The sequence below is a fragment of the Nitrospirota bacterium genome (assembly GCA_037386965.1).
Classification (GTDB): domain Bacteria; phylum Nitrospirota; class Thermodesulfovibrionia; order Thermodesulfovibrionales; family JdFR-86; genus JARRLN01.
On sequence record JARRLN010000029.1, the window covers coordinates 15,095 to 40,807 of the forward strand.

General features: G+C 61.1%; 30 protein-coding genes, 1 tRNA gene and 1 pseudogene. 20 read left to right on the forward strand and 12 right to left on the reverse strand.

Annotated elements, in window-relative coordinates; translation table 11 throughout:
- Nucleotides 1-115 precede the first annotated feature (115 nt).
- The 4 genes from cobA (at nucleotide 116) to P8Y39_05840 (ending at nucleotide 2,955) form a co-directional block, all read left to right on the forward strand.
- The gene (gene cobA, locus P8Y39_05825; GenBank protein MEJ2191855.1) at nucleotides 116-1,678 is read left to right on the forward strand and encodes a uroporphyrinogen-III C-methyltransferase; all 1,563 of its coding nucleotides are present in this window, start codon (nucleotides 116-118) and stop codon (nucleotides 1,676-1,678) included.
- A gap of 161 nt (nucleotides 1,679-1,839) precedes the next feature.
- A complete protein-coding gene (locus tag P8Y39_05830) occupies nucleotides 1,840-2,103 on the forward strand; it encodes a hypothetical protein (GenBank protein MEJ2191856.1) in 264 nt (87 codons plus the stop codon).
- Nucleotides 2,104-2,208: 105 nt separating this feature from the next.
- A complete protein-coding gene (locus tag P8Y39_05835) occupies nucleotides 2,209-2,451 on the forward strand; it encodes a glutaredoxin family protein (protein ID MEJ2191857.1) in 243 nt (80 codons plus the stop codon).
- Between the two features lie 147 nt (nucleotides 2,452-2,598).
- Entirely contained in the window at nucleotides 2,599-2,955 is a 357-nt protein-coding gene (locus P8Y39_05840) for a hypothetical protein (GenBank protein ID MEJ2191858.1), read from the forward strand.
- Nucleotides 2,956-3,223: 268 nt separating this feature from the next.
- Here the strand turns inward: P8Y39_05840 and P8Y39_05845 are convergent, their stop codons facing one another.
- A complete protein-coding gene (locus P8Y39_05845) occupies nucleotides 3,224-3,904 on the reverse strand; it encodes an MgtC/SapB family protein (GenBank protein MEJ2191859.1) in 681 nt (226 codons plus the stop codon).
- Complete coding sequence (tyrS, locus tag P8Y39_05850; GenBank protein MEJ2191860.1) at nucleotides 3,901-5,115, reverse strand: tyrosine--tRNA ligase; 1,215 nt, start codon at nucleotides 5,113-5,115, stop codon at nucleotides 3,901-3,903. Before tyrS ends, P8Y39_05845 begins: the two co-directional genes overlap by 4 nt.
- A 144-nt stretch (nucleotides 5,116-5,259) precedes the next feature.
- Between tyrS and P8Y39_05855 the strand changes: the two genes are divergently transcribed.
- The 5 genes from P8Y39_05855 to P8Y39_05875 all read left to right on the forward strand — a co-directional run bounded on the left by P8Y39_05855 (nucleotide 5,260) and on the right by P8Y39_05875 (nucleotide 8,465).
- Complete coding sequence (locus tag P8Y39_05855; protein MEJ2191861.1) at nucleotides 5,260-5,808, forward strand: acyloxyacyl hydrolase; 549 nt, start codon at nucleotides 5,260-5,262, stop codon at nucleotides 5,806-5,808.
- 4 nt (nucleotides 5,809-5,812) lie between these two features.
- The gene (locus P8Y39_05860; protein MEJ2191862.1) at nucleotides 5,813-6,154 is read left to right on the forward strand and encodes a transcriptional regulator; all 342 of its coding nucleotides are present in this window, start codon (nucleotides 5,813-5,815) and stop codon (nucleotides 6,152-6,154) included.
- Between the two features lie 258 nt (nucleotides 6,155-6,412).
- Nucleotides 6,413-7,360: a 4-hydroxythreonine-4-phosphate dehydrogenase PdxA gene (gene pdxA / locus P8Y39_05865; GenBank protein MEJ2191863.1), complete on the forward strand. Its 948-nt coding sequence runs from the start codon at nucleotides 6,413-6,415 to the stop codon at nucleotides 7,358-7,360.
- A gap of 187 nt (nucleotides 7,361-7,547) precedes the next feature.
- Nucleotides 7,548-8,078, forward strand: a complete 531-nt coding sequence (locus tag P8Y39_05870; protein ID MEJ2191864.1) for an OsmC family protein — start codon at nucleotides 7,548-7,550, stop codon at nucleotides 8,076-8,078.
- A gap of 3 nt (nucleotides 8,079-8,081) precedes the next feature.
- Complete coding sequence (locus P8Y39_05875; protein MEJ2191865.1) at nucleotides 8,082-8,465, forward strand: DsrE family protein; 384 nt, start codon at nucleotides 8,082-8,084, stop codon at nucleotides 8,463-8,465.
- A gap of 70 nt (nucleotides 8,466-8,535) precedes the next feature.
- Here P8Y39_05875 and yidC read toward each other — a convergent pair whose 3' ends face one another.
- From yidC to rpmH, 3 genes are read right to left on the reverse strand one after another with little or no spacing between them, the layout of a single operon-like run.
- Nucleotides 8,536-10,089 carry a membrane protein insertase YidC gene (gene yidC, locus P8Y39_05880; protein ID MEJ2191866.1) on the reverse strand — a complete coding sequence of 518 codons (1,554 nt, stop codon included), beginning with the start codon at nucleotides 10,087-10,089 and terminating at the stop codon, nucleotides 8,536-8,538.
- The gene (yidD, locus tag P8Y39_05885; GenBank protein MEJ2191867.1) at nucleotides 10,090-10,311 is read right to left on the reverse strand and encodes a membrane protein insertion efficiency factor YidD; all 222 of its coding nucleotides are present in this window, start codon (nucleotides 10,309-10,311) and stop codon (nucleotides 10,090-10,092) included.
- 14 nt (nucleotides 10,312-10,325) lie between these two features.
- Nucleotides 10,326-10,466 carry a 50S ribosomal protein L34 gene (gene rpmH, locus P8Y39_05890; GenBank protein MEJ2191868.1) on the reverse strand — a complete coding sequence of 47 codons (141 nt, stop codon included), beginning with the start codon at nucleotides 10,464-10,466 and terminating at the stop codon, nucleotides 10,326-10,328.
- Nucleotides 10,467-10,581: 115 nt separating this feature from the next.
- Between rpmH and P8Y39_05895 the strand changes: the two genes are divergently transcribed.
- Both P8Y39_05895 and P8Y39_05900 read left to right on the forward strand, forming a co-directional pair.
- A complete protein-coding gene (locus P8Y39_05895; protein MEJ2191869.1) occupies nucleotides 10,582-11,202 on the forward strand; it encodes a UbiX family flavin prenyltransferase in 621 nt (206 codons plus the stop codon).
- Between the two features lie 72 nt (nucleotides 11,203-11,274).
- Complete coding sequence (locus P8Y39_05900) at nucleotides 11,275-11,538, forward strand: hypothetical protein (GenBank protein ID MEJ2191870.1); 264 nt, start codon at nucleotides 11,275-11,277, stop codon at nucleotides 11,536-11,538.
- A 48-nt stretch (nucleotides 11,539-11,586) separates the two neighbouring features.
- Here the strand turns inward: P8Y39_05900 and P8Y39_05905 are convergent, their stop codons facing one another.
- The 4 genes from P8Y39_05905 to P8Y39_05920 all read right to left on the reverse strand — a co-directional run bounded on the left by P8Y39_05905 (nucleotide 11,587) and on the right by P8Y39_05920 (nucleotide 15,370).
- Nucleotides 11,587-12,126, reverse strand: coding sequence for a tetratricopeptide repeat protein (locus P8Y39_05905; protein MEJ2191871.1), 540 nt, complete (start codon nucleotides 12,124-12,126; stop codon nucleotides 11,587-11,589).
- A gap of 71 nt (nucleotides 12,127-12,197) precedes the next feature.
- Nucleotides 12,198-12,977, reverse strand: a complete 780-nt coding sequence (locus tag P8Y39_05910; protein ID MEJ2191872.1) for a phosphatidate cytidylyltransferase — start codon at nucleotides 12,975-12,977, stop codon at nucleotides 12,198-12,200.
- On the reverse strand, nucleotides 12,974-13,684 hold the full coding sequence (gene uppS / locus P8Y39_05915) for a polyprenyl diphosphate synthase (protein ID MEJ2191873.1): 711 nt from the start codon (nucleotides 13,682-13,684) through the stop codon (nucleotides 12,974-12,976). Before uppS ends, P8Y39_05910 begins: the two co-directional genes overlap by 4 nt.
- 3 nt (nucleotides 13,685-13,687) lie before the next feature.
- Nucleotides 13,688-15,370 (reverse strand): VCBS repeat-containing protein, encoded by a 1,683-nt coding sequence (locus P8Y39_05920; GenBank protein ID MEJ2191874.1) that lies wholly within the window; start codon nucleotides 15,368-15,370, stop codon nucleotides 13,688-13,690.
- 104 nt (nucleotides 15,371-15,474) lie between these two features.
- On the opposite strand from P8Y39_05920, the gene P8Y39_05925 reads away from it, so the two are divergent.
- From P8Y39_05925 to P8Y39_05945, 5 genes are all read left to right on the forward strand, one after another.
- Nucleotides 15,475-15,549, forward strand: a tRNA-Val gene (locus P8Y39_05925).
- A gap of 162 nt (nucleotides 15,550-15,711) precedes the next feature.
- Complete coding sequence (locus P8Y39_05930; protein ID MEJ2191875.1) at nucleotides 15,712-15,861, forward strand: hypothetical protein; 150 nt, start codon at nucleotides 15,712-15,714, stop codon at nucleotides 15,859-15,861.
- A 699-nt stretch (nucleotides 15,862-16,560) separates the two neighbouring features.
- The gene (locus tag P8Y39_05935) at nucleotides 16,561-17,076 is read left to right on the forward strand and encodes a hypothetical protein (protein MEJ2191876.1); all 516 of its coding nucleotides are present in this window, start codon (nucleotides 16,561-16,563) and stop codon (nucleotides 17,074-17,076) included.
- Nucleotides 17,077-17,137: 61 nt separating this feature from the next.
- Entirely contained in the window at nucleotides 17,138-17,536 is a 399-nt protein-coding gene (locus P8Y39_05940) for a hypothetical protein (GenBank protein MEJ2191877.1), read from the forward strand.
- 39 nt (nucleotides 17,537-17,575) lie between these two features.
- Nucleotides 17,576-17,956, forward strand: coding sequence for a hypothetical protein (locus tag P8Y39_05945; protein MEJ2191878.1), 381 nt, complete (start codon nucleotides 17,576-17,578; stop codon nucleotides 17,954-17,956).
- A gap of 193 nt (nucleotides 17,957-18,149) precedes the next feature.
- Here the strand turns inward: P8Y39_05945 and P8Y39_05950 are convergent, their stop codons facing one another.
- Together P8Y39_05950 and P8Y39_05955 are read right to left on the reverse strand one after the other, a co-directional pair.
- Nucleotides 18,150-19,424, reverse strand: a complete 1,275-nt coding sequence (locus P8Y39_05950) for an RDD family protein (protein MEJ2191879.1) — start codon at nucleotides 19,422-19,424, stop codon at nucleotides 18,150-18,152.
- Between the two features lie 111 nt (nucleotides 19,425-19,535).
- Entirely contained in the window at nucleotides 19,536-19,718 is a 183-nt protein-coding gene (locus P8Y39_05955; protein MEJ2191880.1) for a hypothetical protein, read from the reverse strand.
- 404 nt (nucleotides 19,719-20,122) lie between these two features.
- Here P8Y39_05955 and P8Y39_05960 point away from each other — a divergent pair, with 404 nt between their 5' ends.
- From P8Y39_05960 to P8Y39_05975, 4 genes and pseudogenes are all read left to right on the forward strand, one after another.
- Nucleotides 20,123-20,695: a DUF362 domain-containing protein gene (locus P8Y39_05960; protein MEJ2191881.1), complete on the forward strand. Its 573-nt coding sequence runs from the start codon at nucleotides 20,123-20,125 to the stop codon at nucleotides 20,693-20,695.
- Nucleotides 20,667-21,008 (forward strand): DUF362 domain-containing protein, encoded by a 342-nt coding sequence (locus tag P8Y39_05965; GenBank protein MEJ2191882.1) that lies wholly within the window; start codon nucleotides 20,667-20,669, stop codon nucleotides 21,006-21,008. The genes P8Y39_05960 and P8Y39_05965 overlap by 29 nt, the downstream gene beginning before the upstream one ends.
- A 151-nt stretch (nucleotides 21,009-21,159) precedes the next feature.
- Nucleotides 21,160-23,431 (forward strand): annotated as a pseudogene (locus P8Y39_05970) (plasma-membrane proton-efflux P-type ATPase).
- Between the two features lie 135 nt (nucleotides 23,432-23,566).
- Nucleotides 23,567-24,751, forward strand: coding sequence for a protoglobin domain-containing protein (locus P8Y39_05975; GenBank protein MEJ2191883.1), 1,185 nt, complete (start codon nucleotides 23,567-23,569; stop codon nucleotides 24,749-24,751).
- A 30-nt stretch (nucleotides 24,752-24,781) separates the two neighbouring features.
- On the opposite strand, the gene P8Y39_05980 is transcribed toward P8Y39_05975, so the two are convergent.
- A complete protein-coding gene (locus P8Y39_05980) occupies nucleotides 24,782-25,696 on the reverse strand; it encodes a branched-chain amino acid transaminase (protein ID MEJ2191884.1) in 915 nt (304 codons plus the stop codon).
- Between the last annotated feature and the right edge of the window lie 17 nt (nucleotides 25,697-25,713).

A 25,713-nucleotide genomic window follows, 5' to 3' on the forward strand; every position in this document is an offset into this window, starting at 1 on the left:
CCCCGGCCCCATCCCGGAGCGGAAACCCCAGGGGCCGGATGTCCGGGCCGGGCGGGTTCGCACGTCCGCGGGAAAGTCCCGGGCCGGCAAGGCTTTGTGCTAAAATGAATCTCTCATGGCGGGGAAGAAGGGCATCGTCTATCTGGTCGGCGCGGGCCCGGGGGACGTCGGGCTTCTCACGGTGAAGGGCCTCTCCTGCCTCAAGGGGGCCGACGTGGTGGTCTATGACTTCCACCTGAACGCCCAGGTGCTGAACGCCATCAACCACGAGGCCGAATTCATATACGCCGGGAAGCGCGGCGGGCACCACAGCATGGGGCAGTCCGAGATAAACGCGGTGCTCGTGGAGAAGGCCCGCGAGGGCAAGACGGTCTGCAGGCTCAAGGGCGGGGACCCCTTCGTCTTCGGACGGGGGGGCGAGGAGGCCCAGGCCCTGGCCGGAGCCGGGGTACCCTTCGAGGTCGTCCCCGGCGTAAGCTCCGCGGTGGCCGCACCCGCCTACGCCGGCATCCCCCTTACCCATAGGCGCTACTCGTCCTCCTTCGCGGTGGTCCCCGGATACGAGGACACCACCAAGGAGGACTCCTCCATCGACTGGTCCCGCCTGGCCACGGGCGTGGGCACCCTGGTGTTCCTCATGGCCGTCAAGAACACGCCCGTCCTCACCCGGAAGCTCATCGAGAACGGGCGCTCCCCGGAGACCCCCGTGGCGGTCATCCGCTGGGGGACACGGGCGGACCAGGTGACCCTGGTGAGCACCCTGGGGGAGGTTGCCCGGGTGGTCAGGGAGAGGGACATCAGGCCCCCCGCCGTCATGGTGGTGGGAGACGTGGTGAAGCTCCGGGAGGAGCTGAACTGGTACGAGAAGAAGCCCCTTTTCGGGGTGCGGGTCCTCGTCACCCGGGAGAATTCCCGCGGCTTCGAACCCCTGGAGGAGCTGGGTGCCGAGGTCATAGAGTTTTCCACCGTGCGTGTCGCCCCCCCGGAGAGCTGGGAGGCCCTGGACCGGTCCATCCAGGGCCTGGTGAGCGGGGAGAGGGCGCCGCACTGGCTGGTTTTCACCAGCGGCAACGGCGTCGCCTTCTTTTTCGAGAGGTTTTTCGCCCTGGGGCACGACGTGCGGGAGCTCGGCCCCGTGCGCATCTGCGCGGTGGGGACGAAGACGGCCGAGCGCGTGCGCGAGAGGGGCCTTCGCGTGGACCTCGTGCCCGATGCGTTCCGGGCCGAAGGGCTCATCGAGTCCTTCAAGGCCCTGGCCGGACCCCGGGGGCTTGAGGGGATGCGCTTTCTCCTGCCCCGAGCCGAGAAGGCCCGGGAGGACTTCCCCGAGGCCGTGCGGGCCATGGGCGGGGAGGTCGACATACCCGTGGCCTACCGGGCCGTCATGCCCCGGAAGCATCCCCGCCGGCTCAAGCAGTTTCTCAGGGAGGGGAGGGTCTCGGTGGCCACCTTCACCAGCGGGGCCACCTTCAAGAACTTCGTCACCCTCATGGACGAGGACATGGCGGCGCTCATGGAAGGGGTGGCCATCGCCGTCATCGGCCCGGTCACCGGGAAGGCCGTGGAGAAAGCCGGCCTTGCCGTGGACATCATGCCCCGGGAGGCCACCGTGGAGGCCATGGTGGATGCCATCAGGGAGTGGGCCTTGAAGAGGCAGCCCCCGGTGGCCGCCGGATAGCATACAAAACTCTTTACAATCCCCGCTCTTCCGTCCTATTATTTTTATGAGCCCGAGGTTTCTCCCGGGGGGAGCGTCCGCGAAAGGAGGTGAGTGTTTCCTGACGGCCCCGTCGAGAAAACCCTGTGTGAACGGACCCTTCTCATCGGAAAGGAGGGAAAGTGGCACGACTGGATGTCAATGAGTACAGGGAGAAGTATCTGAAGCTCGTGGAAGAGCGGGTCATGTCCCACAAGGACGACATTGCCAACTTCACTACCCAGAACCTGCACGAAGCCATCATGTCGGAGATGAACAGGGCAGACCCGGATACGTGGGAAGTCGAGGTTCCCGACGACCAGGAGCAGGCCCTCAAGGAAGCCGAGCAGAGAGTTCTGAACCACATGAAAACCCACAAGGACCTGGGCCTGGGGAAGTCCTTCTGAACATCGAGCAAAGGCCGATGGTGCCTCCGGCCGCCCCTTTGCCTGAGAGGGGGGCGGCCTCTTTTCGCTTACCGGAAGGAAAGGGCTTGGAGTATAATCGTTGCCGTGAAGGTGACCTTTTACATGAAGGAGGGCTGCTGGCTCTGTGACTACGTGGAGGAGTTTCTGAACGGGCTTCGGGACCGCTACGGGCTTGAGGTGCGAAAAGTCGACATCCGGAGCGACGAGGAGCTGTATGAGCTCTACCGCACCGACATCCCCGTAGTGGAGTTCCCCGGCGGAACCGTCTTCCGGGGGCGCATAAAGCGGCAGGAGCTTGTCAGGTATCTCGATGAACATACCAAATGAGGACGTCAGGGGCGTCGTGGCGGAGGTCCCGCCGGGGCGCAAGCACGTGCGGACCACGGTCCTTCGAGCGGGCAATCTCTCAAGGATGCGTCCGAAGGGAAAGAAGAAAGGGCACTGGTGCCCGGCAGGAGCTTGTCAGGTATCTCGATGAACGTACCAAATGAGGACGTCAGAGGCGTTGTGGTGGAGGTCCCGCCGGGGCACGAGCACGTGCGAACCACGGTCCTTCTGGCCGACGGGACGGAGCTGACCTTCCAGGAGGCCACCGTCTCCAACCTGGTCAGGGCCTTCCTGACCGTAAAGACCCATCCCCGGAGAACCCGGGTCGTTCTCAGCGGAAAGCACCTGGCGGAGAGGAAGAAGGGCTACGCCCCCTGGCAGCTCCTCGAGGACCAGTCCTCCGAGGACCAGTCCCCCGAGGACCAGGGAGACCAGTCCCCTTCAAAAGAGGACGAGCCCGGCAAAGGCCGGTCTTTCGAGAGTCCGTCCGAAGGGGAATACTGACCAGTTAGTTTTTCTTTTTGCACTGAAGCCTTGAAAATACCTTATACTCCAAGCACTTTAGGGCATTGATACCTGAACTATGTCATGCTCCCGGTAGTAAAAGGGCGAACGGTCTCTCGGGAATAGGTTTTGAAACGCGTGCGAAGGGGGGATAGAGAAGGGCACTGGTGCCCACTGGCACCCCGGAGAATACCAGTGCGAGCAATTCCCCGGGGCAAGTAATTATGAGGATGTGTCCGATGGGGAATAGAAAAGGGCGCTGGCGCCCCTAATGGCTGCGGAGGCTGACTTTCTTTACGGCTTGCAGGGAGGAGAGGGCGTCCAGAAGCGCCTTGAACGAGACGGTGTCCTTGACGGCCACCGTGTAGCGCAAGACTACCTCCCGGCGCTCCACGTCCCGCTCGTAATCCTGCCCGTAGACGACGGCGTTGTGCTGGCTGAGGACCTGCTTCAGGCTCTCCTCCTCGAGGTCATCCCTGCCGCTGACGACGAGTATCTTGAAGATAAGCTTGGACATCATCTTCTCCACCGCCCTCAGGATGAGGAGCACCACGAGGGTGATGACGAAGGTCACCGAGCTGGCCAGGTACATGCCGGTGCCCGTCGCAAGCCCGATGGCCGAGACGGTCCAGATAGAGGCGGCGGTGGTCAGGCCCTGGACGGTCACCCCTATCTTGAGGATGACGCCCGCCCCCAGGAATCCGATGCCGGTGATGGCCCCTGCGGCGATGCGGGCGGGGTCGATGCGGACGAAGGAGGAATCCAGGGTGGGGGAGGCATACTCATAATAATGCTCCGAGAGGAGCATGAGGAGCACGGAGGCCATGCAGACCAGCATGTGGGTCCTGAAGCCGGCCGGCCGCCCGTGGGCCTGCCTCTCGTAGCCGATGACGCCGCCGAAGAAGACGCCTAGGGCCAGGCGCAGGATGACCTCGTCGGTGCCTATCATGCGCCCTCCGGAATGGTCCTGAGGAATTTTCTCTTGCCCACCTGGATGAGGTAGCTGCCCCGGGGGAGCCTGAGGTCGGGGTCGGTCACCTTCACGCCGTCCACGCGCACCCCGCCCTGCACGACGAGCCGCCTGGCCTGGCTGGTGCTTGCGGTCAGGCCCGCCTCCTTGAGAAGGGCGGCTATCCAGACGTCGCCGTCCCACCGCCGTGCGTACATGGGGACGTCCTCCGGAAGGCCCTTGTCCCTGAAGACGTGCTCAAACTCCTCCTTGGCGGCCCGGGCCTTCTGCTCGTCCCAGTAGCGGCCGACGATTTCCAGGGCCAGCTCCACCTTGGCCTGCCGGGGATGGAAGGAGCCCATCCGGAGCCCTTTTTTCAGGGCCTCGAGCTCATCCACGGAGATGTGGCTCAGCAGCTCGTAGTACCGGAGCATGAGCTCGTCGCTCACGGACATGAGCTTTCCGAACATCTCCTGCGGGGACTCCGTTATGCCGACGTAATTGCCCAGGGACTTGGACATCTTCTTCTCGCCGTCAAGCCCTTCCAGAAGGGGCATGAGCACGAGGCTCTGGGGCTCCTGGCCGTACTCCTTCTGTATTTCCCTTCCCACCAGGAGGTTGAATCTCTGGTCCGTGCCGCCCAGCTCCACGTCCGCCCGGAGGGCGACGGAGTCGTAAGCCTGCACCAGAGGGTAGAGGAACTCGTGGATGCCGATGGGCGTGTGTTCGAGGAAACGCTTCTTGAAGTCCTCGCGCTCAAGCATCCTGGCCACCGTGTAGGTGCTGGCCAGGCGGACGAAGTCCTCGGCCCGGAGGGGAGAAACCCAGCGGGAGTTAAGCTCCACGCGGGTGCTCGCGGGGTCGAGGATCTTGAATATCTGCTCCTTGTAGGTCTCGGCGTTGCGCTCTACCTGCTCCCGGGTCAGGGGAGGGCGCATCTCGCTCCGCCCGCTGGGGTCGCCGATCATGCCGGTGAAGTCTCCGATGAGGAAAATCACCTCGTGCCCCAGGCGCTGGAAATGCCGCATCTTCTCGATGAGCACCGTATGGCCCAGATGAAGGTCGGGGGCCGTGGGGTCGAACCCCGTTTTCACGCGGAGGGGTTTTCCCTCCTTGAAGGAGCGCTCGAGCTTCCTCAAGAGGTCCTCCTCCAGGATGACCTCCTCGGCGCCCCTGGTGATAAGCTCCAGCTGCTCTTCGGGTTTGTGCACGGTCACTAATCTTAAAACGTGCTCCGGAGCTGCGTCAATCGGGCATTGTGCGCCCGCCTGTTCCGTGATAGACTCTGGAAAACCCCAGGGCGCTCCCCGGGCTCCGCGCGCAATCCGTCGGCGAAGAGGGAAAGGAGAAGAGAGATGAGGCTCAAGGCGCCGTTGTTCCTTGCGGTTTTGGCGATGGTCCTCCTCGGTGCAGCGCCCCCGGGTCGGGCCCGGGAAGACTGGAGGGTCAGTCTGAGTGCGTGGGGAGGGCTCCCGGCAAACATCACCGACAACGCGTCGCACTTTTCCCAGTACGAGCTTTTCGGCGCCGTGCGGCTTCCCTGGAGCTTCGACCTGCCCTGGAGGATGCGCCTGGACCCGGCCCTCACCCTGGACGTGGCCGCCCTCACGGACCAGAGGAAGGTGGAGTATCTGCCCTCGGCGGGCTTCGGATTCTTCGTGTTCAAGGAGGGTTGGCCCCTTGCTCTGGAGGCCGGCTACAGGGTGGCCTATCTGACGGACGAAAAATTCGAGGAGAAGGACTTCGGCGGGCCCGTGCAGTTCCTGGGCCACATCGGGTTTGACGTGTTTCTCTTCGGGAGGGCCGGCATCGGGTACCGGTTCGAGCATATGTCCAACGCGAGCATATATGAAATCAATCCCTCCCTGAACCTCCACATGGTGGGGCTCTTCGTCTTCTTCTAGGGCAATGGCGAAGGCGCGCAGGCCAAAGGAGCCGCCCGAGCCCGTCGAGAGACCCGAGACCCTCCGCCGGGAGATCGTCGGCCTTCTGAGGGAGCAGACCCTCTCGGCACGGGACATTTCTCAGTTGGTGGGCATTCCCGAGCGGGAGGTCTACGAGCACCTGCGCCACATCCGGCGGTCCATGGGCGGGCGCGGCAAGGCCCTCACCGTCGTCCCGGCCCGGTGCAGGCAGTGCGGCTTCGTTTTCAGCCAAAGGGAAAAGCTCACAAAGCCCGGCCGCTGCCCGGCCTGCCGCCGGCAGTCCATCGAAGAGCCCCTCTTCTCCCTGCCCTCCCGGACGGGCTGACAAGAAAAGGCGGCCCCCGAGCCGAAAAAGGAGGGCAAACGGTCGGGGAGCCGCACGTGACCGGAGAATTGCGACCTGCCCGAAGATTCTCAAGAATCGTGCCACGTGCGTTGTTTCTTATCCTGTCTTTATAATCGAGGGCTTATGGTTTCACCCGGGCCGTCCGCCCTTTCGGATGACACAGAGGTGTGTCTTTCTCTGTGCCATTTCTCTCTGCGGTGGGTCAATGGACGCACTCTCCTCGGTTATAATCGAGGGATGAAGAGGCTGGCCATCACCATGGGCGAGCCCGGCGGGGTGGGGCCGGAGGTGGCGCTCCGGGCGGCCCGGGAGTGCCGTGCCCTTTGCACCCCGGTGCTGGTGGGGGATGTGCGCGTCTGGGAAGCCGCCGGAGAGCTCATCGGGGTCTCGCCCCGGGAAAGCGGCTTCCGGGTCCTGGACCCCCGGGTCTTGGACTCCGGCGGGGGGGTGTCTTTCGAAAAGGGGCGGCCCACCGCGGGAGGGGGAAGGGCCTCGGTACAGGCAATCCGGCGTGCCGTGGAGCTTGCCCTTACGGGCGAGGTGGACGCCGTGGTCACCGCCCCCATCTCCAAGGAGGCTCTCCGCCTTGCGGGATTTCCCTGGCCGGGACACACGGAGCTTCTGGCCGAGCTCACCGGCACGGCCACCTACGCGATGATGCTCGTGGGAGGCCCCCTGAGGGTCCTCCTGGTGACCATCCACAGGGCCCTCAGGGATGTGCCGGGCCTCATTACGAGTGAGTCCGTCCTCCGCTCCCTGGAGCTGGCCCGCAGGGCCGCGGAGATGCTTTCCCTCGCGGAGCCCCGCATAGCCGTGGCCGGGCTTAACCCCCACGCGGGGGAAGGGGGGCTCTTCGGGGACGAGGAGATATCGGCCATCGCGCCGGCCGTGCGGGACGCCCGGGCCAGGGGCATACCCGCGAGCGGCCCCTATCCGCCCGACACGCTGTACCACCGGGCGGCCCAGGGGGAGTTCGACCTGGTGGTCTCCATGTACCACGATCAGGGCCTCATCCCCGTGAAGCTCCTGGCCTTCGACACCGGGGTGAACGTCACGGTGGGGCTTCCCTTCGTCCGGACGTCGCCGGACCACGGCACGGCCTACGACATCGCATGGAAGGGGGAGGCCAATCCCTCCAGCATGCTGGAGGCCGTACGGCTTGCCCTCTCGCTGAAGGCGGCCTGAAAACCCCGTTGTGTCGGTTTGTCCCGCCGGGCTGAGGGGCGAGTGGGTAATAAAGGGACGCTTTTCTCCGCGGCCAGAGGCGCATGCCTTCCGAATCACTTGAAAATCAAAGAGATATCACATCTTTTTGTCCGGGCAGGGTTTTTGCACTTCATAAAAAGAAAACCGCAAAGGGGAGGGTAAGAACATGGCAGTAATCAACGGTCTGGATACGGAAAAGCTCACCGAGGTCGTCGATACCGTAAAGCAGAACTGGCAGATGGGCAAGACCACCTGGAAGGCCACCACCGAGTGGCAGGGGGGCTTCCGGGTGCGCACGTGCTCCCGGGAGTTCTCGCTCCTTGCCGACGAGCCCGAGATGCTCTGCGGGAGCAACCAGGCGTCCAACCCGGTGGAGATGGTGCTTCAGGCCTACGGGGCCTGCCTCACCATCGGCTACGCCATGAACGCCGCCGTACGGGGAATCAACATGGAAGAAATCAAGATAGACCTGGAAGGAGAGATAGACCTCCCGGGCTTCCTCGGGCTCACGCCGCCGGAGGAGCTTCACATGGAGAAGCTCCCCGGTTTCAAGAGCATCACGAGCACCGTGAAGATAAAGGCACAGGCCGACCCCGGGGCGCTGCGGGAGCTGCACGAGCAGGTGATGGCCACCTCGCCGGTGGGGACGACCCTCGCGCGTCCCGTCACCCTCCGGAGCACGCTGGAGGTGGTCTGACAGGTGCCTGAGGGCGGAGGCGAGAGGCTTTTCGTCGTGTTGTGCGCGTCGGGGTTCGAGAGCGTGGAGAGGATGCGTTCGGCCCTCATGTTCTCTTCCCTGGGGGCCTCGGCGGGCTACCGCTCCGTCCTTTACTGCGTGCAGAACGCGGTGGAGGTCATGGTGCGGGGGGAAGCCCAGAGGAGGGAGAAGCCGGTCCCGGGGACGCCCACCCTCGGCGGCAGGCTCGCCGAGGCCCTCGAGGCGGGCGTGGAGATACAGTGCTGCTCCCAGACCCTCAAGAACAGGGGCATCGAGGAGAAGGACCTCATCGAGGGGGCCGTCGTCTCCGGCGCCATGGCCCTGGTGAGCCTGGCGACCCGGGCGGAGGGCCCGCTCTCCTTCTGAGTGCACGCGTGCTCCAGCCGCCGGTGCGCCTCGCCTCCGTCACGGCGCTGTCGCCTTTCGGCGATAATCTCTATTCCGTTTTTTTCCTGTTGATGTAGAATTGCTGGGCGATGGACAGCACGTTGTTCACCAGCCAGTAGAGCACCAGCCCCGAGGCGAAGTTCAGGAACAGGAACGTGAAGATGATGGGCATGAAAAGCATCATCTTCTGCTGCCGCGGGTCCCCCGCCGTGGGGGTCATCTTCTGCTGGAGGAACATGGTGGCCCCCATGACCAGGGGGAGAACGTAGTAGGGGTCCTTCTGCGAGAGGTCGTGTATCCAGAGCATGAAGGGGGCCTCCCTGAGCTCGATGGACACCAGAAGGACCTTGTACAGGGCGAAGAAGACCGGTATCTGAAGCAGCATGGGGAGGCAGCCCCCCATGGGGTTGACCTTGTTCTTCTTGTACATCTGCATCATCTCCTGCTGCATCCGCTTGGGGTCCTTCTTGAACTTCTCTTTTATCTCCTGCATCCGGGGCTGAAGCTGCTGGAGCCTCTTCATGGAGGTCTGCCCCTTGCTGACGATGGGGATGAAGGGGATGCGGATGATGATGGTCAGCAGGACGATTGCCCAGCCGTAGTTGCCCGTGACCTTGTGCAGCTGGTTCAGGAGCCAGAAGAGCGGGCGGGCGATGATGGAGAAGAACCCGAAATCCACGACGCTCTCAAGGCCCTTCCCCAGGGCCTTGAGCTTGCTTATCTCCTTGGGCCCGGCGTAGATGGTAAGGGGGTAGACGCCGGGCTCCCCGGGCTCGCCCTCCACCGCGACGGCGACGTTCGTCCCCAAGCGCCAGACCTTGGCCTCCAGGGGCAGCCCCTCCGGGACGATGGCGGAGAAGAAGTACTTGTCCTCCATGGCCACCCACTTGATATTGCCGGTGAAAAGACGGGTCTCTTCGACCTTTTTCGTCTTTATCTCTATCCGGTCGGTCCCTTCCAGGACAACCGGCCCCACGTGTCCGTAACGGGAGGGCTCGGGGTTGAAGATTCCGAAATGGCCGCCCAGGGTGATTTCATATTCGGGGAGCCCCCGGACCTCGTCCACAAGGGTGAAGGCGTAGGAGTCGTAACTGAAGGTATAGGTTCTCTTGATGGTGTACTTCGGAGAGACGTACTCGAAGACCAGGGTCCCGCTCTCCCCGGGTTTATCCAGCAGCAGGTCCGAGCCCCGGACGGTGAAGTTCTTGCGGGAGATGGAGAAATCGTCCTTGACCCCCAGGGCCAGGGCATAGGTGGGCGGCTTCTCCTGAAGGAGGCTCACCGCATGCCCCTCCTGGTCGTGGTATTTCTTCAGGTGCCAGCTCACCATCGTGCCGCCCAGGGAGCTCAGGTCCGCCGAGAAGAGGTTGTTCTCGACGTGGATGGTCTTCACCTCGGAGGGCGGCGGCAGCGGCACCATCTCCTCGGGAGGCGCTGCGCGCTCCTCCCCCTTGGGGGGCGCTACGGTGGCCTCCTTGCCTTTCTCCTGGACGGAGGCGGGCCCCACGGCCTCCTGCTTGGGCACGGGCTTGGGGATAAGATACTGAAACAGCATCAGTATCAGGACGGACAGAACGATGGCGATGATGACGCGTCTTTCCATTTAGACGAGCGGGTCGTACCCCCCCGGATGAAAGGGGTGGCATTTGAGAAGCCTTCGTACGGCCAGGGCCGAACCCTTCAGGGCGCCGTACTTGAGCACGGCCTCCCGTGCGTACTCCGAGCACGACGGGGCGAACCTGCAGGTGCCGGGCCAGAGAAACGACAGGCTGTTCCTGTAGGCGTCAATAGCCAGGACAAGGAGTCTTCCAGGTGTTGAGACCATGGGAGTAAAGGGCCTTAGACGGAAAGGACTTTGCGGCCCTTCGACCTTCTTCTCTTCAGGATGCGGCGCCCACCCGGCGAGCTCATCCTGTTGCGGAAGCCGTGCTTTCTCTTCCTTCTCCTGTTATGCGGGCGGTACGTCGTGTACGTTCCCATAGCCAATTAATATAAAACTCTCCGGTTTCAAAGTCAAGGCGAGCCCCGAAGCCCCGCAGGGCCCCGGCCGCCGCGTGACAGCGGAAGCCGCGGTCTCCCTGTGGTAGAATACCCCGTGAAGCGCTATGTCCTGGGCATGACGGGGGCCAGCGGGCAGACCATCGGTCTCCGGGTCCTTCAAGAGCTCGCACGGGAGGCCGAGGTCCACCTGGTGGTCTCCTCCCATGCTTTCTTCATCCTGAGGGAGGAGACGGGCATCGACTTCTCCGGGGAACACATATCGGAGAGCCAGGAGAAGGTCCGGACGCATGTCGGCTCCCGGAGCGTCCACCTCTGGGACGAGCACGACATGGATGCCCCCGCGGCCAGCGGCTCCTACCCCGTGGATGCCATGCTGGTGGTCCCCTGCTCCATGAAGACCCTGGCGGCCGTCGCCTCCGGCTTCGCCGACACCCTGATAACGCGGGCAGCCGACGTCACCCTGAAGGAGGGGCGCCGCCTGGTGTTGAGCCCCCGGGAGACGCCTCTGAGCGCCATCCACCTGGAGAACATGCTCAAGCTGGCCCGCCTGGGCGTTCGCATATGCCCCCCCGTGGCCGCCTTTTACAGCGCCCCGCAGAGTATCGAGGACATGGTGGACTTCTGGGCGGGGAAGATCCTGGACTCCCTGGGCGTGCCGCACAACGCCTTCAGGCGGTGGGGGGCCCGGGAGCCCCAGAAGCCCCCTTCCCTATGACCCATATCATGTTTTCGCCTCCTTGCATCTGATAAAGTAGGGATAAGAAGGTGCGAAGGAGGTGCTTCGGCCATGCTCAAGGAAGGTTGTCCGGGAAGCAGAGAGATACGCAGCCCTTACCCCGAGCCCCTCAGGTGCGCATACTGCGAAGCGGAAAACGAGATATGGAGCGACGAGCCCGAGACCCGATGCAGGTCCTGCGGAAGGACGATAGACCGGAAGATGAGGGAGATCTGTATCCTGTGGTGCCCCTCCGCCAAGGAATGCGTGGGCATCGAAAAGTACGAACGCATCACCCGGGCGCTCCGGGGCAGCGCCTCCGGGCCGCATAAATAAAAAGGCCTGCCTCGAAAGCAGGCCTTTTTCTACCTCCGCCGTTTCCTCCTACCCCGCTACGGCCTTCCACTTGGCGATTTCCTGTTTCACGGCGTCGGCGTTGGGGGCCGAAGGGGCCAGCTTCAGATAGGTCTCGAACTCCGTGACGGCTTCTCCGGGCTTGTTGAGGTCGTAGGCCAGGACGATGCCCAGGTTCAGATGGGCGACGGCGTGGGAGGGCTTCATCTCGATGGCCTTCCTGTACGTCTCGGCGGCCTTCTCCGGCATTCCCATGCGCCTGTAACAGGTCCCCATGTCCACGCGGACGTCGATGTTGGCGGGGTCTACCTGGAGCGCCCGGCCGTAGGCGTCCACGGCCTGCTGAAATTGGCCCGAATCCATGGAGATGTTGCCCAGGCGGATGAGGGTCCGCAGGTTCTGGGGGTCTTCCTTGAGAACGCCCTTGAGGGTGTCTATCTCCTTCTGGGCATCGAGGGACGCGGGTGCGGGCGGGCCTCCTCCGATGGGCTGAGACTCGTTGTTTCCCTTTTCGCACCCGGCCAGAAACATGACGGCCAGCACCAAGACGACCGCTGCCACTTTGTGCATCTTCTTCCTCCCGGCCTTACCGGCCTGTCTCCCTCCACGGCGGAGGCAATGGATTTCTCAAGTGTTCATTTTCAGGCGACGACTTTCAGGGCCCGGAACATCCAGTACAGCACCATCCCCGAGACCAGGGGGCCGTCGAGCTTGTCCAGCATGCCGCCGTGCCCCGGGATGTAGCCGGCGGAGTCCTTCACCCCGGCGTCCCTCTTGAACATGGACTCTATCAGGTCTCCCACGATGCTCACCACGCCGAGCGCCGCGCCGGTCACGAGGGCCGTGGGAAAGGCCATCTCCGGCAGAAGCAGGAGCTTTACGGCAAGGGCGCCAGCCGTTCCGCCGAGCACCGAGCCCACCGCTCCGGCCACGGTCTTGTTCGGGCTTATGGAGGGATAGAGCTTTCTCTTCCCCAGGGCTTTGCCTGCGTAAAGCGCGAAGGCGTCCGAGAGCCATACGCTGGCATAGAGGTAAAGCACCAGGGCCGCGCCCCCGCTGCGGAGGGCCATGTGGTAACCCAGGAGACCCGGGATGTACAGGAGCCCCGCCACGACAATCCCGATGTCCGAGAGCGCTCCGTCGGGCCCGCGAACGGCAAAGAGCCTGACGGCGGCCGCGATGACGAAGGAGGCCAGAAGGGCCACGGCCGCCTCGCCCCAGTATCCCGCCGCAATCACGAGCAACCCCAGGGCCGCCCCGGTATACTTCAGGGGCCTCGGCACCTTGTACATGCCGAAGAACTCGAAGAGGGCCAGCGAAGACATCACCGCCACCAGGAGGGCGAAGTACCCCGGGGGCAGCTTCATCACGTACAGCACCAGAAGGGGCAGAAGGACCGCGGCCGAGAGGATTCGCTTCATCCGGTTTCCTTGGCGTGCACGGCGCCGAAGCGCCGCTCTCTCATCCGGTAGTCGTGCAGGGCACGAAGGAACTCGTCCTTGGAAAAATCCGGCCACAGGGTGCTCGTAAAGTACAGCTCCGAATACGCCGACTGCCAGAGGAGGAAATTACTCAGGCGCATCTCTCCGGAGGTCCTGATGATGAGGTCGGGCTCCGGAAGACCGGCCGTGTCCAGGTGCCCTTCCAGGGCCTCCTCGGTAAAGCCCCCGGGCTCCACGCCAGCGGCCAGGGCCTTCCGCACGGCCCGGACGATCTCGTCCCTGCCGCCGTAGCTGAGCGCAGCCACAAGGGTGAGCCCCGTGTTCTGCGCGGTCTTCTCCTCCAGGTCCCGGATGAGGGCCCGGACCCCCCCGGGGAGCTTCCAGGTCTGCCCGATGGCCCTGAAGCGCACGCCGTTTCGCACCAGCCCGGAGGCCTCCCGCCTGAGGTAGGCCTCCAGGAGCTTCATGAGAAGCGACACCTCGTCTTCGGGCCTCTGCCAGTTCTCCACCGAGAAGGTGTAGAGGGTCAGGGTGCCCAGCCCCATCTCGACGGATGCGGTGATGACCTCCTTGGCCCGCTCCGCCCCGCGGCGGTGTCCTTCCACCCGGGGAAGTCCCCGCATGGCGGCCCATCGGCCGTTGCCGTCCATGATGACGGCCACATGAGCTGGAAGCCGGTCTTTCATCGGTCAGTCGCCCACAAGAGTGTACACGAACACCTTGGTGTTGAAAAGGCCCTTGCCCTTGAGGATATTGCCCGCACTGAGGCTCAGGGAGTCGGTGAGGATGAAGAGGTCCTTGTCGGTCACGTCGAAGTCCCGGGCCCCGCCCGAGACGCCGTTTATCAGGACCGATTCGTCCACCTCGGCCCCGGTTGCCGTGGACAGGGCGATGACCTCGGAGTGCTTGAAGTAGTCCAGTTTGCGGACCAGGCTTGCCAGGGGCACCCGCTTCAGGCCCAGGACGGCTCTCCCCCGTGTCACGAGGCGGCCGTTGACCCGCCACGTCTCCGTGCTGTCGGAGGCGGAGACCTTTTTCTTGTCGAACTCCATCACCGGAGGGCCGTAGCTCTCCCGGCTCCGCCAGATGGGGGTGCCGTCCGGTGTGGAGACGGTGAGATGGCCCGTCCAGTCATAGGCCGCTATGTACCGCGTGCCCGCGGGAGACCTCAGGATGCCGAAGTCATAGATGTTCACGCCGTGGGGAAGCTCGATGGTCTCGCTTCTGTCGTCGAAGGCGAAGACCTTCCCCTTGTAGCCGCCCACGGGGGAGCGTTCCTGGGCGTAGAGTCTGCCTCCGAGGACGCGCCCGTAGACGTTCCTGTCCCGTCTGAGGACCGAGAATTCCCGGCCCTCGTATTTATACACGGTGGTCTTTACCCCCCGGTCGTCCTTTGATGTGATCAGAACCTCGTCGCGCCCGTCCCCGTCGAAATCCAGGGTGTCAAGCCAGATGAACTCCTCGTCCGCATCCCCTTTTATCTCCGTGCCGCCCAGGGCGGGCACCAGGGAGCCCTTGAAGGAGTAAGCCGCAACCATGTCGCTTGAGGCGAGCAGGACCTCGTACTGCCCGTCGCCGTCCAGGTCCGCGGTCCTCAGGAAACGGGCGTTGAAGGGGATGGTGAAGGCCACGGAGGGTACGCCCTTCTCCGGCTCGAAGAACTCCTCGCCCAGGCTGAGGTCCCGGACCTCCCCGGCCCCCAGGCTCACGGCATCCTCGCTCAGCACGGAGCCGTCGGACGCCCAGAGGACCTGTTGTTTGAGGAACAGGCTCCCTTTCCCCTTATTCTCGGCCGAAAGGACGATGGCCACCCGAGCGCCCGATTTCCTGGCCCGGGCCGCTATTTCCCCCGTCCCGTCCCGTCCCGGCGCCGTGTCCAGAAGCTCGAACCTGCCGGATTCCTTGAGCTTCAGGTAGTACTCTTCGGCCACGTTCCAGTCGACGCTGAGCTTCTGGTAGAAAAGGGCCCGCACCTTCGCCGAGGAAAGGCGAACCACGTCCCCCGGCCGCGCCTCGCCCTCCAGCAGGACAAGTTCCGAATACCCGGGGCCCGTCTCTTTGACCTCGGCCATGGCCACCCGCGTCTCGGCGGTGCCGATGGGCTCTCTGGTGATGGGATGATGGAAGACCTCGCCTTTTCGGAAGACGTCCAGGCGCATCCCCTCCTTGAGGCCGGCCTTCGAGCCCTGGTCGACATAGACCGCCCCTTCGACCACGCCCGTAACCTGTCCCTCCAGAGGGGTGAAGTAGGAAAGGGCCTCGTCCCTCAGCTTCTCGAGGCCTTCGGCCCCTTCTTTGGCTCCAGGGGATGGGGTCGCAAGAAGGGGAAAAAGCAGAAAAAATATGAGAGCCGTTCTTGCCGCCGCGCTCAATGAATACCTCCAAAATGAATACACATTATAACACACGGGCCGGAGGAGGGTCAGGCGCCCTTTCTTGCAAAAACCCTTTTCAGAAGGTTAAAATCCTGTGTTGCAGGCGCGTAGCTCAGGGGGAGAGCGCTACCTTGACACGGTAGAGGTCGGCGGTTCGAGACCGCCCGCGCCTACCATGGAAATCAAGGGGTTCCGGGCTTCATCGGCGTCTGGGTTGTCCCCAGATTGTCCCCGGAGCCCTTTCTTTTTCTTCATCCCGCCCGCTAGGTCACTCAATTCCTTTCCTTCATAACCGTTCGCAGATTCATAACGAAATGAAAATGGAAAAGAGAAGGAACATGAACGGGAACAAGCTCGACAACGCCATTAAGGACGGAGCAAACGCGAGGAGCCTCGTAAGGCTCTGTTGCAGACGATGCAGGGTGATGGCAAAGGCAACCCTCGCGGCCCTTGAGATGGCTCTGTGTCTTTTGGACTTGGCCTCCTGAAACCTCGACGAAGATAGACAAGCTTATTGAGCTTCATTCAAGCGGCTCGTATGCAGAATCATCGATGAGAACGGCAGGAAGATGTGGGCTTGTTAAGTGGAATTACCAGGTAAGCGTATATTGACTCTTATGAGATATGAAGCGCTATATTACAACCACAATAATTTACAGAGGGAGTGCGCATGCCCGGAAGAAAGCAGAGGAAACTCTTACAGAACGCACCGGACTGCTGGGATTATCTGGATTGCCCGGAGTCCTCGCGGCTCGGCTGTCCCGCCTATCCACATATGGGCCGGGAGTGCTGGAAAGTAACGGGCACAAAATGCGATTTTGGCAGGATGGTACAGAAGAGCTATGCCGAAAAGATACTTTACTGCCGCAGTCAGTGCCCCTTCTTCCGGAACCATCTGACTCTAACCGCACAGGGAAAAGGGAAGAGGTAAAGCGGACTCATGACCGGACAGCATGCCAAGCTTTCACCAACGTCTGTGACGCGTTCGTACACGACTGCGCCTTGAGTTCTGATGGGAAGTCGCCTCCGAAGCCGTACGTGATGCAGTGCGCCTTAAAATCAGGAATGCACGGTTAATCGTGGGAGGCCCGCAAACCAGTAGGCTTGTGCGCCGGACCGTGCGCCCCGCGCCGATGTGATCAATCCCTGTCTACCGGAATCGGGCATTATGCTAAAATGAAGGCGCAATGAAACCTCTTATCACCATCCTGGCCTCCATTCTGTTGTTTCTTGGCTGTTCACAAGGCGTGCCGCCCGCGGTTGAAAAGAGCGTTTCAATTGAAGCTAAAACATATCTAGAGTATTTCGTTGACGGAAATTATGAGAAGACCGTTGATTTGATGGACCCTCGATTATCTGAGCGGGAAGGTTTTACCGAGGACGAACGGAGTCAAGTTAAAGCGCTCGTATTGTCCAGGGTCAAGGAAGCATCCAGAGAAATGAATTTTATTTCGGTCTCTGTTGGCAAGCCGCTGAAATATATTCGAAGCGATAAGGCCGAGCATGTAATAATTCCTTATAAGGCGCATTTTAAGTACAACGGAAAAGCTGGCATTATTTACAGCCATCTTTTGGCCACACGTTACTTTGACGGCGAGGTCTGGTATTTTTGTGATTTCTCGACACCAAAAAAAGACATACTGAAGAAGCATTATCCTTTTTTGTCCGGTGACATTCCCGACCCTAGAGTGGAAATGGAGTAGCATGAAATCGATATAATACGTCACAAACACGCATGCGATGAATGTTCGGAACAAATAAGAAATGAATGACAAAGAAATTGCTGCTGTTAAGCTTGCCGGGGCCGACCCGCATGCACAAGAACTGGTCAAGGCGGTCCAGTCCATTCTTGCTGAAGGCGCCGTTGACGTAGGGGGCTTGAAACAGTCCTTGGTGGCTTTGTTTGAGTACTTATCATCCGAGGATGGTCGCACGGATGCAAATTGTCGTGCAGTCGACTCGTTCTTTATGTTCGACGGCCTATGGGTGGAACGGAATCTTCCAGACGCATTTCATGATATATTTGCCGATACGGCGGGTGCTCTCCGCGACACGGTCTCAGCGCCGGAAGTTGCAGAGAGATTCGACTCTACGTCCGAACAACTCCTTAAGAGGGCAAGGGAACTCATCACCGAACAACCGGCTCCACCGGATGTCCAATAAATCTGGCTCCCGGTGACCCGCAGCGTTCGCCATAAAGCCATGCGCTCACTGCAGCTCATACTCATTATTGGTCTCGTGGCGCTCGTCGGGAGCCTGACGTCCTGTCGCAAAACCGAGTGGACGAAACAGGAAGTGACCCAGTGGTATGCGAAGTACCACTCTGCAATACGCGGCGGACTCGGTTACCAAGGGTCCGACCGGCAGTGGCATTATTTTATCGCCCGGGTATTTGACGAGTGGGTTTTCATCCGGATGAAGAAGGAAGAGGTGAGGCTTGAGGACGAGCGTCCGGCTTTGAGGACGTCGAATGCGCCTCTCGCGTACTACGCGGTTGACCCGAGCAGGAATTTCCGGAAGATCGAAGGGAAGAGCCAAGGCGAACAAGACGGTCCGGCGAGCGGGCCCCGGCCGATTCGCTGAGGGACACTTTCGACTCCCCCTTGCGCCGTATCCTTTCAATCCGTTTGTGATTGACCCGCCTGCCTTCCTGCCAGAGCCCCTGGTGCACAAACGGTCGAAAGCAAGGTTAACAGGGCCGCTACGCTCACATCCTCTCCCTTTCATTGTGAAGAAACAGTTCTCGAATTATCCCAGACCGCATTGGGGAAAGTCCTTAAGAGTCTGTTTCCCGTCTTGGTCCGGTTGAAGAAATGCCCGAGCAGGGCGGCAACAGCGGTGTCCGGTCCCGGCCTTCTTCGATAATACGAATACTACCAAGGACTGTCTCGAAAGCAGGTTTAACATCTTCCGGAGTTCCCCGCATGACAATTGAATAGTCCTCCAGGTGACCTTCCCGCACCACATAGAACCAAATAGCCGCTGCCCTTCCACGCATTCCCACAAAATACAGGCCAAACGTCTCCTCCCCCTGGATGGATGTGTACACACCTTTATTAATGGACAAAGGGGCAATGACCGCGTATATGAGGCTGCCATAGAGCCGAAGGGCATTGTCCACCGGCGAGAGGAGGGGAAAGTCGATCTGTTCATTATGGGCTACGCCTGCCGCTATTTCATGCGCGGGACGCTTCAGGGGATAAGCCCGCAGGACCGCCGCAGCAGTCGCGAGCCATCGGTCTTCTTTATCGCTGGCGTGGATCGGCAGGAAGTATTTATATGACTTTCGAAAAAGCGCTACTTCTATCAGTCCTCTGCGCGGTTTGTTGTACGTATCAAACTCTCCCTCGCAGACGTGTGTGGTTATTTCCCCGGGAAGGAGAAACTCAATGCCATGATAACCGAAACTGCCGGCTGGTGGTGCGGGATTGGGGGTCACGGCCGGGCGGGATGCAATACCGCGTGAAACCAATGCTTTCTTGGTCGGCGAGACGAAAACATTGTAGAGTCCATAGGTAATAAAGTTGGCCATCACGAGAGTGGACAGGACGAACGTTGCCACTATGGCCGCCAACCGCGGTCCCCTCCGCCAGCTATGCTCGGGTAATACGGCGCGGGTTCGCGATGCCAGGTCGTGCAGGGCGGCCCTGTCTTTCCTGAACAGGCTGGTGACGAACGTGACGATTCCCAGGGTCAGGCTCTCCAGCACATAGATGCCGCCGACCCGGGCCAACGCCCGGAGCCAGCCGGGATTGCCGCCTTCTGTCTTTTGAACCCGGTACCCCGTCATCCAACGTGTGGTCGTTGTGCCGAACCTCACGGGCAGATAGAGCTGGTCCACGAAAAAATAGAGAAGGCACACCACGAGAAGAGGCAGCACCAGTTCATCGGGGTAGTCCGTTTCAACGAAAATCTTCCATCCGGCCGTGCCGGAGACGAGGCCGAATAAGCCGAAGAAGAGAAGAACGTCGAGTGTCCATGCGGTGAGCCTCCGGCATAGCCCTGCGTACCGCACGCTGCCTCGTCCTGCCGTATCGAAAAGCGTTACCATAAATACCCTCCACGTGACCATTGGACAATTACTATTCGTCTATCTTCGGCCCGGGCCGGCGGCGGAAGATGAAACCCGAGAGTCTGAATCACCGGGTGAGGCTGTTCCCTCCTATTCGATGACGTCCACGGCGATGTCCCTTGCGTCTGCCCTGCCGTGGTCGTCAACCACGCGGACGACGAACGTACCGGGCTTTGGCTTCCAGAAGAACGTCTCTCCGCTTTTCGCCGTTTCCAGGAATTTTTCCTCAATGAACCAGCAGACCTGCCGCGAAGCCGCATCGGTCGTCACCATGGAGGAAAGCTTTTCTTCTCCCTTTTGCGATGCCCGCACCTAAACACATTCGCTTGCCGTTTGTCAAGGAAACCCCTTAATTTTATAAACACTTATCTTTGTCATTATTTTCCGTGGAGTTCTTCCCTTTGTATCCAAAGTTGTATTTAAAGTGCCCCTATTCTGTGATAGCATCATTTTCATGGACGTCCATGACCAGGGCAGCCGCACCTTCGGGCATACGCAGGGCGTGAAGGGGGCATGGCGGCCTCCGTCCCGGAGGCCTCTGGGCCGTGCCTGCGCCGTGAGCCGCCTAGAAATGTGGGAAGTGCATTGGCTTTCTTTTTTAGAGGGCACTCCCATGTTTTATTCGATGAATGTTGAGTGGTTGGACACCTTATTTTGTTTGGGGAGCTTAAAGTACGATGGCTAAAGTTGCACTGACGGCCGGGGGGTCAAGAAAAGAAAACGTTAAAAAGGCATTGGAGCTGATAAGGGAAGAAATCGAGCCCCGGCAGAAAGTCCTGATAAAGCCGAACCTGAGCGCGCTCAAAAATGCGTACGCCAATACGTCCGTGGAAGCCGTTGAAGGAATTATTGAGTTCCTCCATGACCACTTCAAGGGCCTGGAGATAGCCATCGGGGAGAGCAGCGGCAGCGCTTACCTGGCCGGCATGCGCACAAGACGCGTCCTTGAATATTTCGGTTATGACGACCTGGAAAAGAGGTTCGGCAATGTCCGGGTGCTGGACCTCGATGACTGGAAGGATTTCAACGTGCTTCGGGTCAGGATGGTACGCGGCCACGAAGAGGTCAGGGTGATGAAGCACGATTTTGACTATGTCGTTTCCGTCTCGCTCCCAAAAACGCACGATTTCGTTATCGCTACCCTGGGAATCAAGAACATCATGGGTATGGTCCACAGGCATGACAGGATATTCTGTGAATCTCGGAGGGTACGTCGAGTCCGTGAAATTGACCAACATAAACCTCGCTGAATTGGCGAAGGCCACAAAGCTGGACCTGGTCGTGCTGGATGCGATGTACGCAATGGAAGGAGAGGGCCCCTTACTGGGCGAACCCGTTAGACTGGGCGTTGCCGTGGCATCGGTGGACCCCTTGAAGGCGGATGGGCTCGGGGTTAGGCTGATGGGCCTCGACCCCGCGGACATTGGATATCTGTTTTACCTGGAGCGTGACGGCTATGGGGATTATTCGCTTGAAGGGCTGGTCGGCGAGAACGTTGAACGGTATTGCAGGCAATTCAGGATGCACTCGCGGTACGCCGAACAGAGAAAATGGCGCGTATAGGAGTTTCGGCTAAAAAAGGCGAGCTTGCACCCGTCCGAAAGATTTCCTGGACTCTGCACCGGAAAGCTCTTGAATAGCGGGCCGGAAGTGATAGAATCCCTTTAGGACGGCCCGTGCGCAATCAATAGACGGCGTCCCATGGGTGGACTATATGGGTAAAGAAGAGATAAAACAGACCCCTCTTGCCGAACTGCTGAAAAAACTTTCCTCGAGCGAAAAAGGCCTCTCTACGGCAGAGGCACAAAAGCGGCTTCAACAGTACGGCCATAACGAGATATCCGAAAAGAAGAAGAGCGCGTTTCTGAAGTTGTTGAGCTATTTCTGGGGACCGATACCGTGGATGATAGAGGTCGCGGCCATACTGTCGGCGGTCGTCCATCACTGGGAGGACTTCTGGATTATCTTCATACTGCTGCTTTTAAACGCCGCGGTAGGGTTCTGGCAGGAACACAAGGCGGACAACGCCATCGAGTTGTTAAAAAAGAAGCTGGCACCGAGGGCACGGGTTCTGCGCGATGGCACGTGGACCGACATGGACGCCCGCGAGCTCGTGCCGGGGGACGTGGTCCGTGTGCGCATGGGGGTAATCATTCCCGCCGACCTCAAACTCATGGAAGGGGATTACCTGCTGGCTGACGAATCGGCGTTAACCGGGGAGGCCATGCCCGTCGAAAAGCATATCTCCGACGTTGCGTACTCCGGTTCCATCGCGCGGCAGGGGGAAATGAACGGGCTGGTGACCGCCACGGGCATGAACACCTTTTTCGGCAGGACCGCGAAGCTCGTCGAGGAAGCTCGAAAGCGGAGCCACTTCCAGAAGGCCGTCATGAAAATCGGCGATTACCTGATCGTCCTCGCCCTTGCGCTGGTGGCGGTCATATTTCTCGTCGCGCTTTTCCGCCATGAGAGCATCCTGCAAACGCTTCAGTTCGCATTGATTCTTACCGTGGCGGCGATACCGGCGGCCCTTCCGGCGGTCCTTTCCGTGACCATGGCGGTGGGGGCGGTGGCGCTCTCTAAAAAAGAAGCCATCGTCAGCAAATTGACCGCCATCGAGGAGATGGCGGGCATGGACGTCCTGTGCTCGGACAAGACCGGCACCATCACCCAAAACAAAATTTCGGTTGGCGACGTGGAGTCTTTCGGGGGCGTCGGCGAAGATGACGTTCTGCTTGTTGCCGCCCTGGCGTCCAGGGAAGAGGACCAGGACCCCATCGACGATGCAATTCTCGCCAAGGCGAAAGAGGCCGGCGCGGCCGGCGGCTACAGGACCCTGGCGTTCACGCCCTTTGACCCCGTTTCCAAACGGTCAACGGCCACTCTGGAGGACAGCGGCAGAGGGCGCTTCAAAGCGGCCAAGGGAGCGCCGCAGGCCATTGTATCGCTCGTTGCCGATACGAAGGCCGTGGGTGCGGACGTCGACAAGCGTGTCGATGCTCTAGCCGCCCAGGGGTATCGCCCCCTGGGCGTGGCCAGGACGGATAAGGATGGGAACTGGCGGTACCTGGGCCTGATCGGCCTGACGGACCCGCCGCGGGAGGATTCGGCGCAAACAATCGAGACCGCCCAGGCGATGAACGTCCGGGTGAAGATGGTCACCGGCGACCATGTTGCCATTGCCAGGGAGATCGCACATCAGGTGCATCTGGGCGGCAATATCATGCCGGCTTCTTCCTTTTTGGATAGACCCGACCGGCAAGCCCGGCGCACGGTCGAGGACGCCGACGGCTTTGCCGAGGTATTTCCTGAGCACAAGTACCACATCGTCGAGCTGCTGCAGTCCGGGGGACACATAGTGGGCATGACCGGCGACGGGGTCAACGACGCGCCCGCCCTGAAGAAGGCCGATGCGGGGATCCATCCGCCTGTTGTTTTTCATCACGGCTTCCATCTTGATTTTCAATTTCTATCCCGTCACTGCGGTCATGATTGTGCTGCTCGCGCTGCTGAACGACGCCCCCATCATGGCCATCGCTTACGATGAAGTCAGGTACCGGAACGAACCGGAAAAGTGGCATATGGGGGTGGTCCTGGGCAAGGCGACCTTATTGGGCCTCATCGGCGTGTTCTTTTCGTTCATGATATTTTATATCGGCGAGCACGTCCTGCGCCTCGATAGGGACGTAATTCAATCGTTCATATTCCTGAAACTGGCGGTGGCGGGACACCTGACCATCTTTTTGACGCGTACCCAGGGTCCCTTCTGGTCGATCAGGCCCGGCGCCGCCCTTTTCTGGTCCGCGGTGACAACCAAGGCGCTGGCAACCCTGGTTGCCGTCTACGGCTGGTACGTTTCTCCTATCGGGTGGAAGCTTGCTTTATTTGTCTGGGTATATGCGCTGGTGGCTTTCGTGATTACGGACTTTGTGAAAGTTCGCCTGGACAGGCTGTTGGAACATAAAGGCTTGATGTTCCATAGGTAGTGGGGGCACGGCCCCTATCCGGCACATACGGCCTTGCCGTGTAAACCGACAGCCGGGAAGCGCCCTTCTCTTCGCTTGAGGGGAACCAAGGCTTTGGTTGACTGCCCGAGGGCCCTCTGTTAGTCTAAATTATCGATGAAAGAGACCGGCCGGTTCATCAACGTCATCGTTCCCTACGAGACCCTTTACAGCCTGCGCGACTCTCTCGGCCTTGCCGATGAGGAGCTTCAAGCGCTTGCCGCCCGAGCCGACCTTTTCAAGGGACGCGGCAGGGAGTTCGCCGAGTTCTTCTATGGCTTCTTCTCCGCCATGCCCGAGACCCGGATGGTCATCGACCATGAGAGCACCCCGGAGACTATGAAGGGCGTCTGGGCCACGTGGTTCGACCTGGCTTTCCGGGGGCGCGTGGACGACGATTTCCTCCGGTACCTCTGGCACGTGGGCGTCCGCCACGTGGAGGTCAACCTCGACCAGCGCTACACCAACCTCGGGTTCACCAAGATCCGCCAGTTCTGCCAGGACCTCCTGGAGGCCGAACTGGAGGCCGGGGAGGCCGCTGCGCTTTTCAGGACGGTGGACAAGCTCCTGGACTTCTACCTCCTTATCGAAACCACCGCTTACGTCGAGACCCACTCGCGCTGCGACCTGGAGATCATGAAGGGCATAGCAGACAGGGTCAGAAACCCGGTCACCGTCATCGGGGGCAACGTCAACAGGCTGCTGAGGAGGACTTCCAAGGATTCCCCGGCCTACGAGTCCTACCGCACCATCCTGGATGAGAACGCCCGCCTCGAAGGCCTGATTGCGGACATCAGGTCCTACGTGGAGATGTTCCACAAGACGGCGGAGACACGGCGGCTCTCCCTCGGCCGCATCCTCGATGACGTCGTCCGGCGGCTCGGGGCCGTCTCGACCGCGGACGTCCGCGTGGACATCCGGCCCGAGGCGGACCATGTCCTGGGTGACGGGTCTCTCGTCGCCGACATGTTCTACAACATCCTCATGAACGGCGTAGAGGCCGCTGGCAAGGAGACCCCCTCCCTGGACATCACCGCCTCCGTGCCCCCCGGCCTGCCCGGCGACGTGCACATCGAGATAACGAACGTGGGCTTCCGCCCCCGGGAGGAGGAGGTTGAGAAGATGTTCTTTCCCTTCTACAGCACAAAGCCCGGGGCCACGGGTTTCGGCCTGGCCATCGCCATGCTTGCCGTCCGGAAGAGCCGGGGGCGGCTCTCCGCACGCCTCACCCCGGCCGGCATGACCTTCGACATAGCGCTTCCCGCGGCGCAAGCCGCCGGGCGTCATGGCACCGGCGAATGAGGCGATTTTCAGCGGCGGGGAAAAGGGCCCTTAAAGGAAGGTGAGCCACTTCCGATAGCGGTCGCTTCTGCCCAGGACGGCATCGAAGAAGATCTGCTGCAGTTTCCCCGTCACCGGGCCGGGCCTGCCCGGGCCTATCCGGCGGCCGTCAAGCTCCCGGATAGGGGTTATCTCCGCTGCCGTGCCCGTGAGAAACGCCTCCTCGGCGATGTAGACTTCATCGCGCGTAAAGCGCTCCTCCACCACGGGGATGCCCTCGTCCCGGGCTATGCGCATCACGCTGTCGCGGGTGATGCCCTCCAGGATGCTCGTCAGAGGCGTGGTCTTGAGCACCCCGTTTCTGACGATAAAGATGTTCTCGCCGCTGCCCTCAGAGACGTACCCCTCGGTGTCCAGGAGCAGGGCCTCGTCATAGCCGCAGCTTTTGGCCTCCTTCTTGGCGAGCTGGCTGTTGACGTAGTAGCCGCAGACCTTGGCCATGGTCATGTTGCTGTTGACGTGGCCGCGGATAAAGCTGGACACCTTCACGCGGATGCCCTTCTTCAGGCCCTCCTCTCCGAGGTAGGCCCCCCAGGGCCAGGCGGCCACGGCCAGCCGCACGGGGTTGTCCGAGACGTAGAGGCCCATCCCCCCGTCGCCGATGAAAAGCAGAGGACGCACGTAGCACTCCTCGAGGCCGTTTTCCCGCACCGTGGCGAGGATAGCCTCGCGCACCTCTTTCTCCCCGTACGGGCATTGCATCATGAAGATGTGGGCGGAGCCGAGCAGCCTTTCTATGTGCTCCTGCAGCCTGAAGATGGCCGGCCCTTTGGCTGTCTTGTAGCAGCGGATGCCCTCGAAGACCCCCAGCCCGTAGTGCAGCGTGTGGGTGAGCACATGCACCTGGGCCTGGTCCCAGTCCACCAGGGTGCCGTCCATCCATATCTTGCGGGTCTTCTCAACCATGACCACTATTTATACCA